General features: G+C 34.2%; 11 protein-coding genes and 1 pseudogene. 7 read left to right on the top strand and 5 right to left on the bottom strand.

The genetic code is table 11. The annotated features are described in order from the left end of the window. Window positions 1-195: 195 nt before the first annotated feature. From ACU5DF_RS06570 to ACU5DF_RS06560, 3 genes are all read left to right on the top strand, one after another. Window positions 196-1,137: an endonuclease/exonuclease/phosphatase family protein gene (locus tag ACU5DF_RS06570; protein WP_446712266.1), complete on the top strand. Its 942-nt coding sequence runs from the start codon at window positions 196-198 to the stop codon at window positions 1,135-1,137. Between the two features lie 551 nt (window positions 1,138-1,688). Continuing rightward, the gene (locus ACU5DF_RS06565) at window positions 1,689-2,378 is read left to right on the top strand and encodes a response regulator transcription factor (protein ID WP_446712265.1); all 690 of its coding nucleotides are present in this window, start codon (window positions 1,689-1,691) and stop codon (window positions 2,376-2,378) included. Continuing rightward, on the top strand, window positions 2,365-3,696 hold the full coding sequence (locus tag ACU5DF_RS06560; protein WP_446712264.1) for an ATP-binding protein: 1,332 nt from the start codon (window positions 2,365-2,367) through the stop codon (window positions 3,694-3,696). Before ACU5DF_RS06565 ends, ACU5DF_RS06560 begins: the two co-directional genes overlap by 14 nt. 256 nt (window positions 3,697-3,952) lie before the next feature. On the opposite strand, the gene ACU5DF_RS06555 is transcribed toward ACU5DF_RS06560, so the two are convergent. Both ACU5DF_RS06555 and ACU5DF_RS06550 read right to left on the bottom strand, forming a co-directional pair. Beyond that, complete coding sequence (locus tag ACU5DF_RS06555; protein WP_446712263.1) at window positions 3,953-5,206, bottom strand: MDR family MFS transporter; 1,254 nt, start codon at window positions 5,204-5,206, stop codon at window positions 3,953-3,955. Window positions 5,207-5,375: 169 nt separating this feature from the next. Then, window positions 5,376-6,554: pseudogene (locus ACU5DF_RS06550) on the bottom strand (IS3 family transposase). Window positions 6,555-6,738: 184 nt separating this feature from the next. Between ACU5DF_RS06550 and ACU5DF_RS06545 the strand changes: the two are divergent. Beyond that, window positions 6,739-7,680, top strand: a complete 942-nt coding sequence (locus ACU5DF_RS06545; RefSeq protein ID WP_446712262.1) for a YeiH family protein — start codon at window positions 6,739-6,741, stop codon at window positions 7,678-7,680. 782 nt (window positions 7,681-8,462) lie between these two features. Further along, window positions 8,463-10,250 carry an EAL domain-containing protein gene (locus ACU5DF_RS06540; RefSeq protein WP_446712261.1) on the top strand — a complete coding sequence of 596 codons (1,788 nt, stop codon included), beginning with the start codon at window positions 8,463-8,465 and terminating at the stop codon, window positions 10,248-10,250. Here the strand turns inward: ACU5DF_RS06540 and ACU5DF_RS06535 are convergent. After that, the gene (locus ACU5DF_RS06535) at window positions 10,247-10,909 is read right to left on the bottom strand and encodes a tRNA (adenine(22)-N(1))-methyltransferase (RefSeq protein WP_446712260.1); all 663 of its coding nucleotides are present in this window, start codon (window positions 10,907-10,909) and stop codon (window positions 10,247-10,249) included. The two genes, ACU5DF_RS06540 and ACU5DF_RS06535, sit on opposite strands and share 4 nt — an antisense overlap. Window positions 10,910-11,013: 104 nt before the next feature. Between ACU5DF_RS06535 and yidA the strand changes: the two genes are divergently transcribed. Further along, a complete protein-coding gene (gene yidA / locus ACU5DF_RS06530; RefSeq protein WP_446712259.1) occupies window positions 11,014-11,823 on the top strand; it encodes a sugar-phosphatase in 810 nt (269 codons plus the stop codon). Between the two features lie 123 nt (window positions 11,824-11,946). Here yidA and ACU5DF_RS06525 read toward each other — a convergent pair whose 3' ends face one another. Both ACU5DF_RS06525 and ACU5DF_RS06520 read right to left on the bottom strand, forming a co-directional pair. Then, window positions 11,947-13,245, bottom strand: a complete 1,299-nt coding sequence (locus ACU5DF_RS06525) for an MFS transporter (protein WP_446712258.1) — start codon at window positions 13,243-13,245, stop codon at window positions 11,947-11,949. A gap of 42 nt (window positions 13,246-13,287) precedes the next feature. Beyond that, window positions 13,288-14,031 (bottom strand): glycerophosphodiester phosphodiesterase family protein, encoded by a 744-nt coding sequence (locus ACU5DF_RS06520; RefSeq protein WP_045104312.1) that lies wholly within the window; start codon window positions 14,029-14,031, stop codon window positions 13,288-13,290. Between the two features lie 355 nt (window positions 14,032-14,386). Between ACU5DF_RS06520 and ACU5DF_RS06515 the strand changes: the two genes are divergently transcribed. Continuing rightward, entirely contained in the window at window positions 14,387-15,574 is a 1,188-nt protein-coding gene (locus tag ACU5DF_RS06515; protein ID WP_446712257.1) for a hypothetical protein, read from the top strand.

The raw sequence follows: 15,574 nt of genomic DNA, 5'->3' as shown, positions 1-15,574 counted from the left end.
GTCACATATCAAACTTAAGATCCACTGAAGATAGACTTATGATCGACTGTTTTATTGCTTATGCCTTAAATGTAATTGATAAATAGCACTTTAAAATTACTAATAAATTCATCTAAAATCATCAGCACTCAACCACTTTATATATCATACTTAACTATATGAACAAGTAAGTCATTTATTGGAGGGTACAGCATAATGAAAAAAATAGGGTTTTCTTTATTGTTATTGGTGCCCACCGTTTTATGGGGTGCCGCATCACGTTTTACTGAGGTATGGTGGGTAGAAAATATCATCGGTATTCCTAGTATTATCACCGGAATTTATTGCCTCTCTTTTGTTTTATTATTACTTTGCAGGTACTATCTTTATTCATTTATTTGCTTAATACTTGCTTCTCTATGGCTATACCAAAGTCCGTCGCAACAATACACGACCGCCTCCTGTCAAGACCCTTTAAAAGTACTTCAATATAACCTCTATTATACCAATCCTGAACTTTCACCCTTTTTAGACTACTTGGGAAAAAATGATATTGATCTTGTTGTACTTCAAGAGACTGCACCATGGCATGGAGATAAATTAATGGCACTAATTGATGAGTACCCTTATCAATTTGGTGGGAAACCTAAAATAGGCTACCCGAGTGGTCAAATGGTAATAAGTAAACAACCTATTAACTTAAGAGCACACAATACACTTGCAGGTCATTATATGATAAGTGGTGTATGGCAAAGTAGTGAAAATCGTCCGATTAGCTTATATACTGCACACCCTCCCTCGCCAAGAACAGAACAACTTTGGCATGAAAGGAATGCTTTAATTAACAGTTTAGAACGCCTAGCTAATTACTCTCCATATCCCGACACTCTGATTATTGGTGATTTCAATTTATCAGCGAATACATCCCGTTTTGAGCATACTTATCAAGATTATCAAACGGCTCCCGTTCAAAGTTGGCCAAGAAAAATTAGCGGTATATTCATCCCCTCTTTTACTCAAATTGCCATTGATCATTTTTGGTTAAGATCAACAGAATCTTCATCATTGTTCATCTGTAAACGTGAGGTTTTATCTCAATTTTCGGGCTCTGATCACAGTGCAGTTGTCACATATTTAAGTACAAAAACTAAGACGTAAAAAACAACGTATTAGTTTTAAACGCACAATTATTTCCATACTCTTTTGCAAGAATCAAATTATCTTCCGCATCAAACCAAATATCTTCAATCTTCTCCAATGAGTTTATCTCCGTAATACCTGCATTTAAGGTGATAAAGCCCACATACATATAAAGATGGAGAATAACATTTACCTAATTACATATATAATAAATTTAATATAAATAGAAAAGAACACAGAGTCTTTAATATCCTCTTATATTTTGATGGACTAAAGGCTCACTACTATCTTTAAAATACTAGGCTTTGATACATAAACCCTAGTGTAATACTATAATCAAACTTAGATACGTTAAAATAAACCAAGTAATGTTAAAAAACCTACAGAAATTAATAATAAATTGATTTTTATGTTTTACAACCTTAATACTCAGAACCTACCCCTAAATATAAATACCGTTTGTCATATTATTTAATATAAGGAAGAGTCATTAACTTCATCAAAAAATTCCTTTATTTTCCATTCTCAATATATATAATTGCCCGGAAATCATTCTCGAGGAAAATAACATGGCTAAAGGTAAAATACTTATTGTTGAAGATGATCCTGAAATAGGTCGTCTTACTCAAATGTATTTGGAAGCTGAACTCTATGATTCTTATATTATTGATAATGGTTTAGCTGTAATCGATGCAATACGAGAATACAAACCCGACTTGATTTTATTGGACCTTATGCTGCCAGGCATGAGCGGAGCGGATATTTGCCGTGAAGCCAGACGTTTCTATAACGGCATGATTTTAATCCTTACTGCATCTGATGATGAAATGAGTGAAGTAAGTCTATTTAAGTTTGGGGCTGATGATTATGTCACTAAGCCAATTAGAGGGCACATATTACTTGCACGAATTGAAGCTTTACTTCGTCGAACACGACTTAAAAATGATGACCAAAAACCTAAGGTTACGCACCAAAATATCACTATAGACATTAAATCACAAACCGCTTGGTACAAACTTTCAGATCTTCAATTAACCAGTGCAGAGTTCGAGATATTACATGTATTAATCGACAATGTGGGGCAAGTAGTTACAAGAGAAGAGTGCTGTAAAGTATTTAGAGGGATTGATTATGGGTTTAATGATAGATCCATCGACATGAGAATTTCTGGTTTAAGGAAAAAATTAATTTCCAATAACTCGCCAAACAATTTAATTCGTACCATCCGTAACAAAGGATATATGCTTGTTTCACTTTAAATCACTGCCCTCAATGTTTTCAAGGCTCTATTTTGGCCTTACTGTTTCATTAATTGCTACTTTATATATTTTTCTTACCTTTAGTGATAATTACCTTAGAAAAAATGATGTGGCAATATTTTTAAACGATGGTCATTATTTTTTAGCACAATACCAAGCGCAAAAAGGCAGTGAAAACTCATTATATAAAGAATTAGAGAAGACAAAAAAAGAGACTTTTTACATCTTTAAATTAGAGATAATTTCAAATTGGGACGGTTCCCCTCCATGTGATACTTGCGAAGAAATATTCAACTTAGACTCAATCCCTATCTACTTAACCAAAAATGACCTATACGTTACAATCCTCCCCATTCCAAATACGAATGATCATTTTGTTTTTAGTGAACATGAAGAGTTTTTTTCTGATGGTACTCCTTGGTACGAAGATCCTGAAATTATATTCATTTTAGCTCTCACAGGCTGTGTTGTTTTTGTTCTCTGTATTTCTATTTATCTCCCTTTACGTCAATTACAGAAACAAACACATAACTTCCAGCAAACACAAAGAATATTTGGCAATGGTAACCTTCAAGAGAGAGCTGATGAGACATTACCAGCACCTGTAGGTCATCTTGCAACCAGTTTCAATAAAATGGCTAATGAAATTGAAAGTCGAGTAATTCAAAGCCAAATATTTGCACAAGCGATCCCTCATGAAGTTCGAACACCTCTTAGTCGTATTCAATTAGTAAATGATTTACTTAGAATAAAAAGTAAGCCGAGTGAAGCGACTCTGCATGATGATATTGATTTATATATTGAAGACATTAATAACCTAACAACCAAGATTATTATGTTATCTAAATTAACCTCAATGGAGTCTTCTTTTTATGAAACACATTGTTCTAATCTCAACATGACGCTTTTTATCCCTTTAAGAATTGAAGCTCACTCTCATAAACATATCAATCTTAGCTCTACTCTTCAAAACAGCCCAACGATTCGATGCGACAGTACAATGGCAAGATTAGTCGTCGATAATTTAATTAAAAATGCCATCAAATACACCAATACTCTCGTAGATATACGCTTAATAAACCATAATGACTATCTCGAAATATCAATTGAAGATGACGGGGCTGGTATTCCAGAAACCAAACGAAAAGAAGTTTTTATGCCCTTTGCTCGTCTAGATAAAAGTCGAAACAGTAAAACAGGAGGCTTTGGGCTTGGACTTGCTATTGCTCATGCAGCTGCAACACGCCTAGATTGGGAAATTAAGGTCACCGACAGTACAATGAATGGTGCTAAATTTATCATAAAAATACCAATATAAAAGCTATATCATAACAATAGCCGCTCATTCAACTAAACGGCTTAAACTATAATATATTAATCATAAGAGCTAAAAGTATAATATATAAGGTGTATTTTTTAATGTATTTAATAAGTATATTAATACTATTATTATGCTTCGTATTAATCTATCTACTTTAGGAGTCTGTTTTGAAATATCAAAAAATATTGCGACTGCTAGTTTATGAGATATTTCTGATTGAACCGACAATGTTGTTAAGCCATCATTATGAGGACTAAATCTCCCTCTCCGCCCATTTATATAATCCGATCATAGCTAATGAAAGAATAAAACACACAATAAATAATGGTGTAGCTCCGCCCAATTGAATCAAAATACCGCCCACTAAAGGCGCAAGCGCAAAACCTAGTCCATAAATAGCTGCGGCACCAAAGTAACTACCTCGTAAATGTTTCGGGGCTAATTGATCTATTTGCACATTCAAAGTTGGAAAAGCAATTACCTCCCCTACACTTAAAATAAAACATGCCATCAACCAGCCTTCTGGAAAATCAACCGGTACCATTAAAAAACCAATTTGAGCTAGTGCCATCATCACCATACCAATCCGAGTGCGTGTAAATAATGGTACATTTTCAAGTAACTTGAGCATTGGGAATTGCAACACCACAATCGTTAATGTATTCACTAACACCAAGCCACTAATAAACTTAGCCGCATCGACAATATCGGTACGAACAATAACTTGGGGAATAGACGATTCATACTGGCCATACACAAACATCATGATTAAGTTCGCTGCAATTAGCTTAATAAAGAGTTTATCTTTACTAATAATACGCATCGTTGATAAAAACGATGTTACATCACTTGTACTTTTAGACAGTAATGTTTCACTATTACTTCTAGCAAAAGAGAGAAACAAAAAAAGGCCGAAAGCTAAATAGGTAATCCCCGTAACTAAGAACAGTACTTTAGGATGAGCTAAGCCTAGAGTAATCCCAATCAAAGGACCAATAGCTCCTCCTACATTAATGAGAAAATAGCGCACATTAAGCGCAAGCTCTCTATCCTTTTCATCGTCTAAATTATCTCCAATTACCGCTTTAGCTGGTGCCTCTATCATAGGTCGCATTAAGCCGCACATAGCAACTAAGATAAACAGTTGAAAAATAGAGTTCGCAATGCCAATCCCTGAATACGAAAATGCAGCAATAATACACCCAGATACCATAACCCATTTACGACCAAATTTATCAGATAGCCAACCTGAATATAATCCAGTAAATGATCCCACTACCGCTGAACCAGCTAAAATAGATCCAACCATAACTGCACTGGCATTAAAGTCTTGATAAAGAATAACGATGAGAAATGGCCAAGCCATAAAATACGTAGTTCGAGCCAGAAGAGTTCCAACTAATACCGTCCAAATAATATGGTTAAAACGAGAAAGACGTCCCCATTGTAATACGCTTCCACTTTCTTCCATTTTACTGTTGTCCTTTGCTATTTTCGTCTCTTCCATACTCCCTCCTTGGGATCTTCTACCTAGCTTATTTTTATCATTTCCCTTTGTTTAAAAAGTATACCGATTAGCATTAAATTTATAAGAGTATAAGTCTCTTAAGTTTACTGTTATTTTGAATAAAACCAGTCTATTACACTGCGTTATTCCCCATTCCCAAATGTAGTGGTCAAGTAAAACTGGCCACCGTTTTATATTCTAACCAATATTGTTGCTCTGCAAGGTTAGGTGGTAATCCATCATTGTGCTGATGAGGCCTGATATTACTGAAGTAACCAATTATATATTTGGTTATTGAATGTTTTGCTTCAGCAAAACTTTTATATCCATTCTTAGGAACCCATTCACTTTTTAAACTTCTAAAGAATCTTTCCATTGGACTATTATCCCAGCAATTACCACGACGACTCATGCTTTGAGTTATTTGATATTGCCATAATTTTTGCCTGAACTTTAAACTTGTATAGTGGCAACCTTGATCGCTATGGAACATGACATTTGATGGTTTTCCTCGTAATTCATACGCTATTGAAAGTGCTTTCGCTGTAAGGTTACTATCAGGTGAAAGTGACAATGACCAACCAATCGGTTTTCGTGAAAATAGGTCAATAACAACAGCTAAATAAGCCCACCTTGTACCAATCCAAATGTAAGTGACATCACCACACCAAATTTGATTTGGTTGCTTAACGTCAAATTGTCGTTTCAATAAATTAGGGGCAATAATACTCTCATGATCCGCTTTCTTATAATTATGCTTCGGTATTTGCGTGCTTACTAAATTAAGCAATTTCATTAACTTAGTCGCACGATAGCGGCTAAGTGGTATCCCTCTTTGGGATACCATTTTTGCTATACTTCTCGCCCCAGCAGAGCCATTACTAATGCGATGTACTTCTTTAACTTCTGAGTATAGCTCTAATAATTCACCGTCAATATTTCTTGGTTTTGCCTTCCAATACTTATAACTACTCCGATGAATACCAAAGGTTTCACAAAGAATGCTTATACTGTGGCTCTGCCTGAGTTTATCTATTAATGCGAATTGTTCAGTGAGTCTGACATCAACAGAGCCGTAGCCTTTTTTAGTATTTCATTATGCTCCTCGAGACGAGCAAGTTTACTTTTTTAACTCGCGAATTTCTATTTGTTCGGGAGTGATGGGAGATGCCGCTGGCATCACTCCACTTAACTCATCTTTTAGCTGCTGAACCCACTTAGTCATCGCGGATTTACTTACGTTCATAACCTGGGAAGCTTCAGTAATTGAGTATCCTTGCTCAATGACTAACTGAGCGGCTTCTAACTTGTATGTTGCGCTATAGTTCTTTCTTGGACGTTTTGTCATTATGTACACCTATTTAATTCTGAAATGATTATATCATTTCTAATTAGGTGGCCAAATTCACTATGCCACTACAAAAACCCTTACTTATGTTAAGGTTTATTTAACCTCATATATTGAATTATTAAACTTACTAAACAAGATAAAAGTGATATCTTTGCCCTTCCTGTCTCTATGAATAATGAACATGACTTTTAATAAACCCCATTTACAGCGTTTCTTTCCTTTTTACCTAGCAGCACTATTAACTCTAACACCTTGGGTTAGTTCACCAACCGCTTTAGTTATGGGGTTTGCTCTAGCAAGTTTTGGTTTTGTACCTACTACTTTTGCACTTGGTAAAGTCACTAAAAAATTATTGGCTTACTCTATCGTTGGCTTAGGATTTGGTATTCAACTAAATGAGGCGGTAGAAGCAACGTCAAATGGGATTGGTATCATTTTATCAACGATTGTTGGTACATTAGTTCTGGGTTGGGTGCTCGCTCGACTCATGAAACTTGATAAAGTGACTGGGCATTTGATCGCATCTGGTACTGCGATTTGTGGCGGTAGCGCTATTGCTGCAGTTGCCCCTGCGATTAATGCTGATGAAGAATCTACAGGTCTTGCTTTAGCTACCGTATTTGTATTGAACTCAATTGCACTCTTTATTTTCCCTGTCATTGGACATGCATTAGAGCTAAGCCAACACGCCTTTGGTACTTGGGCAGCTATTGCGATTCACGATACTTCATCCGTGGTTGGTGCCGCCTCAGCATACGGCGAAGAAGCGTTAAAAACCGCAACAACGCTTAAATTAGCACGTGCATTATGGATTGTTCCTGTTGCCTTTATTAGTGCTCTACTTTTTCGTAGCAACAGTAAAAAAATCACGATCCCTTACTTCATCCTTTTCTATTGCTTCGCTATTTTAATTAGTGATAACTTACCGCAGTTTCATGTGGTTTATGAGGGTATTTTTGAACTATCGAAAAAGCTATTGGTATTGTGCTTATTCTTTATCGGCTGTGGAATTTCGATTGAAAAAATCAAAGCAGCAGGCGCAAAGCCATTGATCTTTGGTGTTAGCTTGTGGGTTGTGATATCAACAACCTCTCTACTATATATTATGAATTACGCTTCATAATAAAATTTACAGCATGACAGTTTCTTAAAGTTGCACCCTACTTTTAATAAATGGGTACGTACATACTGATTTATTCGTTTTATAGTGATAAATAAATCTTAAAGCTGTCATGCTTCTCCATATTCTTTTCCTATTAAAGACTTCCACATATAGAAACTGTAAGTACCTGTATAAAGGATAAAATCCATTCCTTTTCATCCTGAAGTAAACAATACCTTAAGATATGTAAACTCATTACACCTAAACCATTAACCATATGTAGATATATGTTAATTACCAAAGAAAAATAACGGCGTTAATTTTTTGTTTTTAAGCTTTAAATTCAATGAAATTATAAAAAATACCGTTCAAAAAACATTAAAAACAACAAGTTAATTAACATTGAAAATTTTCAGAATGGTGTTTTATTTAAGCCGGTTTCATGTACACTATAAAAAACTAACTGGCTTGGGATTATTGTGAATCATTTGTATAAAAGTATAATTATATTTATTTTATCTATTCTCATGTATGAGCTATCCTCATTTTTCTTTATAGTGGAATACAATGTTTATTATATTTTTTTAGTTCACTCTTTAATCATTACTTTAATTAATTATAGTGGCTTAAAGTATGTACCATCAATATTGATTTCATTCATAATTTACTATGATCCATATTTCTTAATCAATGATAAGTTTTCATTCTTTTGTTTACTTTCATCACTATTTATTTCATTTGTATCATCAATAGTATTCAAACACTTAAACAAGATAAATATTAACAATAATGAATTAAATTATATGATAGTCTATGTAGTTGCACTCCCAATAGTATATAATTTATTTTACTACCTGCTATCTCATATTTGGGTTATAGATTTAAATATTTTCTCAATGGATGGGGCCCTGATCAGTTTGTATTTTTCAGATGTTCTAAACTCTCTTAGCATTACACCTATATTTTTTATAATTTCTGAATATTACTTAAATAACAACAAGATTAAATTATCAACGCCAAAATTAGAAATTTTTTACTACATACCATTCACCCTTGTTTTTATACTTTATTTACTTTACCCATCAGAACAGTATAAAGAATTAATTTTATTCTTATTCGTTCCATCTATTGGGTTCATAATCGGATTTAAAGGACGATTAGAACCATGGTTAATTTGTGCAATAGTTTCAATCGGAATATATATAGGTAAATGTGAACAGCTTAATAATGGGATAATATCAATATATGAATTCAACTCATCATTACTATTTTTAGTTGTAATAAATTTCTTTTTATTCCTATTATTAATAAAGGGAACTTTTTATAATTCACTATTAAAAAACAAGAATAAAATATTAAGTAGAGACCCTGTCACACTAATAAATAATATAAATTGCTTACTGGATGACTGCAAAAATAAGAATAATTTAATATTAATAGAGATTAATTTTCAAGATTTCTTTTCTTCTTATATTGGATTGAAATTCAAAGATAAAATATCAATTTATAATAAAGTGAAAGTCGTGCTTGAAAATTACTACCTTGTAAATTCATACCTTTCACCTAACTCCTCTGGCCTTATTTTATCTTTTTCAGAAGATATAGATAATGTACATAATGAAACTTTATTGAATAAAATAAATGATATAGTTTCCAATATCGAAGTTACCGTTAGTAACAATATTTTAAATATTGACAATATAAATATTAAGGGAATGAAAATTAACCTACTTAGTAATAGTTCACTTGTAGATAGTATTTCAAAACTATGCGATAGTACATCTATTAACAATACACCATTATGGATTGAAAGTGATATTATAGATTGCAAGATAGAAGAAACCATATACTCTAAGTCATTGATATCAGATGATTATATATCTATACATTTTCAACAGTACCAATCAAACTTTAGCGACCACTTATATGGTGAAATATTAACCCGAGTCGTTCATAAAGATAAAATTGAAAGTATTTATAAATATTTCCCTATGATGAGTAAATTTTCTCTTTTTATGAAACTAGATTTCATTGTACTAGAAAAAACATTTTCATTAATAAATACTAACAACCTTGATTTAAGTAAAGTTGGCTACATATCCTTAAATATATCAACACAAAGCTTATCGAGTGATGTATTTTTAGAAAAAATAGATTTACTATTTACAGAGTTTTCTGTTATTCCTGAAAAATATTGTTTTGAAATATCAGAAAGTGAAATTTCTTTAGATTCAAATATTTATATGTCCAACATTATTGGACTAAAAAAACGAGGGGTAAAAATTGCGATTGATGACCTTGGTTCAGGGTGTTCTGGTTTTAATTATTTAAAAAACCTGCCTTATGACATAATCAAGTTTGATGGAGAGTTCATTAAAAATATTGAACGAAATGAAAGTGACTACTCGATAGTCAAAGCCATCAATAACTTTTGTTTAGATATGAATAAAGAAACCGTAGCCGAATTTGTTGAAACAGAAGAACAATGTAAATTACTAAAAGAATTAGGTATAACCTATTTTCAAGGTTTTTTTGTAGCCAAACCAGTTCCATTTCAAAGTTTTTTAAATAAATACGAATTAAATAATTAATTGCTATTTTCGAACATCAAGCTTTCATACAACTCGCTAACCCTATCCATACACCTAGGGTTAGCTTCCATTCGCTGATAATGTGAAATAGTCTTATTTAGATACTCTTGATGATCACCATCAGACAAATTCCACATTTCACTTCCAACCGCCGTAAGCATTTTAGGCGTTTGATTACTAACATGCAGTACTTCATAAAAACGTTTATTCTCTTTAAGCAAAGTTTCTGAAATCAATCCAAAGCCCATCTTTATCAGGTCACTCCTAACCATATAGTTATGCAGAACAGGACAAAGGATAAACTCCAATTCAGTGTCACTATTACGTAATTGAATAGAACGAACCAACTCAATCAATAAATCACCACCAACACCAGCGATAATAATCAGATTCTTTTTATTCTCCACTAATGGTAATTTAGCGACATCCATACAATGCACTTTCCACTGAGGTTGAATCGCCGATGCGTGTTTTTGAAGCTGACTTTCAAGCTCAACCATCAACTCATCCACGACATCAACAAAGTGAATCACACTCTTTGGTTGTGAAGCCAATAATGCAACGCCTAATTGACCATGATCGCAGCAGCAATCCCAAATATGATCGTAATGCTTTGTGACTTTATTTTTGATGGTATCTAAACGAGAACTTAATTTCATGACTCTTATATCGGTAGTGAAAATCAGCCACAGTATATAGTATTTTTTTCATAAAAATCAGGTAAGCTACCAGATAGAATTTTTAATCCAATGGTAACTATATAATGTATAAACTGATCGCACTGGATATGGACGGCACTCTGCTTAACTCTGATAAGCAAATCTCAGCGGAAAACAAAGCCGCAATTGCAACAGCTCGTGAAAAAGGGGTTGTGGTTGTATTGGCCTCTGGTCGTCCGTTAAATGGCATGAAACCACAACTTGAAGAGCTAGGCATGACAACAGAGGACGATTACGTTCTTAGTTACAATGCATCATTAGTTCAAAAAGTAAAAAGCGAAGAAGTGATCCGTAGTCAAATCATTACTGGTGATGATGCAAAAACTATTGCTAAGCTAGCCAAAAAATTAGGTGTTCATATCCACGCTTTCTCTCAAGAAAAAGGCTTAATCACCCCACAGTTAAATCATTACACAGAACATGAATCTAGCATCACTGGTATGCCAATTACAGTGATTGATTTTGAAGAACTCGCAGATGACGAGCAAATCATGAAAGCCATGATGATTGATGAGCCAGAACTGCTTTCTGCTGCGATTAAACAGCTGCCAGCAGAGTTATACGAACAATTTACTATTGTGCAAAGTGCCCCTTTCTTCTTAGAATTCTTAAACCCAAACAGCAATAAGGGTGTGGGCGTAAAAGCATTAGCGGATCACCTTGGTATTAGTGCAGATGAAGTTATTTGCATGGGCGATGCAGGCAATGACTGGCACATGATTAAATATGCAGGACTTGGTGTTGCAATGGCGAATGCGACTGATGATATCAAAGAAATTGCGAACCATATTACCGTCAGTAATAATGATCACGGTGTTGCTAAAGTGATTGAAGAGTTTGTGTTAAACGTTTAATTATTTACATTACGTTCGCCACTCAAGGAATCTAACAAATAAAACCCCAGAACACTTACATACTCTGGGGTTTTTATTTAATGCTAAACTGTTGTTAATTCTGATTCGCTTTGTTCTGAATTACTAGGCTTCTGATTCAACTAACTTTTCATCTTGGTCATTACCACTGTTTTTCTTTTTCAGTGAAATCAAGATCAGTGAACACACCATACCAAGTACCGCTACAGTTAAACCAATACCAAAGATCATTTGGTAAGCTTCAATCGCAGGGTAAGTGTCGATGATCCAACCATTTAATGCATAAGCCCAGAACACAGAAGCGTAAGCCGCAAACGAACCAACACTCATTGCAGAGCCACTATAATCTTTTGGCACACCTGCTTCGGCTACTGGCGCTAGAATGATACCTTTTGCTAAGAAGATGCTAAATGAGAAACACATTAGCAGCACCATGTTCATCATTAACATACCTTCCGTTTTAGGCAGTGCGATTGTCACACCTAAACAAACCGCTGTTAAAGCTAGTGCAAAAAACATCATTTTGATCGACGATTTAAATACGAAATCAGCAATAGAGCCCGCAACCAAACCAGCAACTACGCCCATCGCACCTGTATTAATAATGCCGAAGATAGCCGCTTGTGCTGTCGATAACCCAAATACCGCTTGTAGGTAAGGCACTGTGTAAATCAAAGTAATGTAAATCCAATATACCGTCAGAGAAGTAATTGCAGCTAACCATACTGTTGGCATTTTCAATACATGAAGCAGTCCTTTTAACGCTTCTTTATTTTTACTTTCACCTTGTTTAATTTCCATGTGGTTATCTGGTACAAATTTCCATACACAGAAAATCATAGGAAGAATTAATAGTGTATAGAAAACAATCGCGCCTTGGAATACAAGGATTGAACCGCCAACCAATGCCATGATACCAACGATCACCGCATTCATACTCATTTCAGCTGCGCGTCGCACAGACTCTAACAAACCAAACGCCATGCCTTTGTTTTTATCGCCTGACATTAATGTCACACCATTCACAACTGCAGGCCAGAATGCCGCATCAACTAAGCCCCAAAGCCCAGCAATCACAACCAGTACACTAAAGCCAGGTTCTAAGAAAATGATCCCCATCATACTTAAAAAACGTATTGCTAAGCTGGTCATTAAAATGGATTTTACAGAAAAACGGTTGTTGACCCAGCCAGCAGGAATATAGAAGAACATTGCCGAACCAATCAGCGTAAACAAGATCCCCATTTGGGTATTGTCTATTTGAAGTACTTCTAAAAGTAAATTGTAGAATGTGCCTTTAAATGCCTCAAAAGCAGAGTAAATGATCTGTCCTGACATCACGACTGAGAAGAAGCCAAATAGTTGGTTTCGACTGGTAAACCCTATTTTTTCAAATAAGTTCATAGCGGGTATCCTTTCACGTTATTGTTTTTAATATTGTAATTATTATTTTCTAGCTTTGTATTTCGATGGAAATTGATGTGCTATATCAGTACAAATACCATCAACTCCCCAATTAAACAGTTCGTTTGCACGAGCTAAATCATTCACAGTCCAAACATTGACTTTAATGCCTGATGCTTTGAATTTTTGTACCATTTCACGAGTCAAACCTTTCTCTTCAGGGTGAATATAATCGGCTTCACACCATTCAATAATTGAATTCCAGTCATCCCATAAGTTATGGCTTTCAAACAAACACGCAATTTTAGTTTGAGGGCTTTTGCGCTTAAACTCTGATAGTACAAGGTGGTTAAAACTTGAAATAATCAGCTCTCTCTCTGGGGCTAATTCTTTAAGAGCAATGATCAAATTATCAATTAATAAATGGCTCAACTTCGCACTTGCTGAACATGACTTAATCTCAATATTTAAGTTAAGTTCTTTTTCGTTTGCCATTGCGATTAATTGTTGAACTGTAGGTAAACGCTCATCAATATAATCATCACTAAACCAACTACCTGCATCAATAGAAGACAAATCAGCATTGCTAATGTCACATAAGCGACCACTTTTATCAGTGCAGCGATCTAATGTATCATCATGAGAAATAATCACTGTGCCATCTTGTAGAATATCAACATCACATTCAAACCACTGAACACCATGATCTTTACATAATGAAAAAGCGGAAAGTGTATTTTCAGGTGCCAGGGAAGACATTCCACGATGCGCTATTAGTGTTTTCATTGTTTAACCTATTTTACGTGTTAGAAGATATGAGGATAATAACCTTAAGAACATTTCATAAATGTGACACAAACAAACAAAATGAGCATTCGAGCGCTCGATTGTGAACTTATTTGTTTTTTTGTCGAGTGCGTAACATTATATAAATAAAAACACACTCTATATGATTAATTTTTAAACGATTACAACCATGCTATACTATTTGGGTAATCAAGATGATGGGAAGGAACTAGGAGATTACCTAAAAGCAAACTAAAGAATTAAGCTAAAGCCATGCAATTTTCTAAAGACTTACTTTATGGTACAATACCCCATTAATTGAAACGTTATGTAATAAAAAACAGGCTACTTAAAAATGCAAACCAAAAAAAGTTTGGCTACTGAGATAATATTCTATTTATCTATCATTACCTTAACGTTATTGAGCATGCGACTGTCTGTTTTTTTTGCATCCGATATTGATCGTGTTCATGTTATCTCATTCACATCAGCATTTGTTGTCGCTGCTTTAATCCGCTATGGATTTAAAGTCGTTCCGAGCATTATTGTGGCCTTGTTATATCACTATATCTTTATTTCCGAACGACCTTTACATATAGCAGCCACCTTCTCTTTCTTTTTGCCCTTATCAAACTACGTCTTTGTTACCTTATATCAGCTTATTAATACACGTTTAAATCATGAAGATTACATGTTAAGAGCTTCTTTCTACACTGTAGTTATTGGTCTCTTCCTACCTCTAATTAACACACTCTCAATGATTTTTATCAGTGATATACTAGGCTATCCATTTATCGGTAGACCTAACTTCCTCTCTTACTCTGTATTAGCAGGGGCTATTTCACAATTACTTTTAACGCCTCTTTTTTATCTTTTATTTGGCTTCATTGACCCTAAACTTAGAAAGAAATATCTAGAGATTGATCTTTCGATGAAAAAAGACACAGTAAAAACACGTCTACATTATTTATGGGCGATCAGCTGTACCGTACTATTAATAAGTATGTTTTTCACAACAAATTTAATGACAATAAATACACTTTCTTTATTAATTGTCCCTATTGTTGCACTCGGCGTTGGTCGATTTGGAATAATTGAACCTTATATTATAACTATAATTAGTTGCCTTTTGGCTACTCACAATGGAATATCAAGTATTAATTCACAATTAATTAGTGAAGAAACTTTTTATAGTATGATAACGGTACTTTTCTCCATTGTTACATTTATTTTATTACTTACAGTTCAAGCTATTAAGAACCATTACACTCTTGAGAACACCATACAAAAAGAACGTTTAGATCCATATACAGGGTTACTATCAATGTCACAATTTAAAAGTGACATTGAGAATAATCATGGTAATACGGTTCTATTTATTGATATTCACGAGATGGTTAATAAATTAAAAGCTTTAGGTTTTGAAGGTAAAATACACTTAATTAAACGCTTAGCAAAATTTATAATCTTACTAAAGAAAAATAAAGGAAAGGCTTATTTACCCCCTTTTTCACAGGGGCTTTTATACAGGGCAACCGCATGA

It is taken from the genome of Aliivibrio wodanis, assembly GCF_052920805.1.
This window is presented reverse-complemented; position numbering and strand designations above follow the sequence as displayed.

What these genes read in the sequence shown, in the direction of transcription:
- ACU5DF_RS06570 (WP_446712266.1), top strand. Translation starts at nt 196, where the DNA reads ATGAAAAAAATAGGGTTTTCTTTATTGTTATTGGTGCCCACCGTTTTA.
- ACU5DF_RS06565 (WP_446712265.1), top strand. Translation starts at nt 1,689, where the DNA reads ATGGCTAAAGGTAAAATACTTATTGTTGAAGATGATCCTGAAATAGGT.
- ACU5DF_RS06555 (WP_446712263.1), bottom strand. Translation starts at nt 5,206, where the DNA reads ATGGAAGAGACGAAAATAGCAAAGGACAACAGTAAAATGGAAGAAAGT.
- ACU5DF_RS06545 (WP_446712262.1), top strand. Translation starts at nt 6,739, where the DNA reads ATGACTTTTAATAAACCCCATTTACAGCGTTTCTTTCCTTTTTACCTA.
- ACU5DF_RS06540 (WP_446712261.1), top strand. Translation starts at nt 8,463, where the DNA reads ATGATAGTCTATGTAGTTGCACTCCCAATAGTATATAATTTATTTTAC.
- ACU5DF_RS06535 (WP_446712260.1), bottom strand. Translation starts at nt 10,909, where the DNA reads ATGAAATTAAGTTCTCGTTTAGATACCATCAAAAATAAAGTCACAAAG.
- yidA (WP_446712259.1), top strand. Translation starts at nt 11,014, where the DNA reads ATGTATAAACTGATCGCACTGGATATGGACGGCACTCTGCTTAACTCT.
- ACU5DF_RS06525 (WP_446712258.1), bottom strand. Translation starts at nt 13,245, where the DNA reads ATGAACTTATTTGAAAAAATAGGGTTTACCAGTCGAAACCAACTATTT.
- ACU5DF_RS06520 (WP_045104312.1), bottom strand. Translation starts at nt 14,031, where the DNA reads ATGAAAACACTAATAGCGCATCGTGGAATGTCTTCCCTGGCACCTGAA.
- ACU5DF_RS06515 (WP_446712257.1), top strand. Translation starts at nt 14,387, where the DNA reads ATGCAAACCAAAAAAAGTTTGGCTACTGAGATAATATTCTATTTATCT.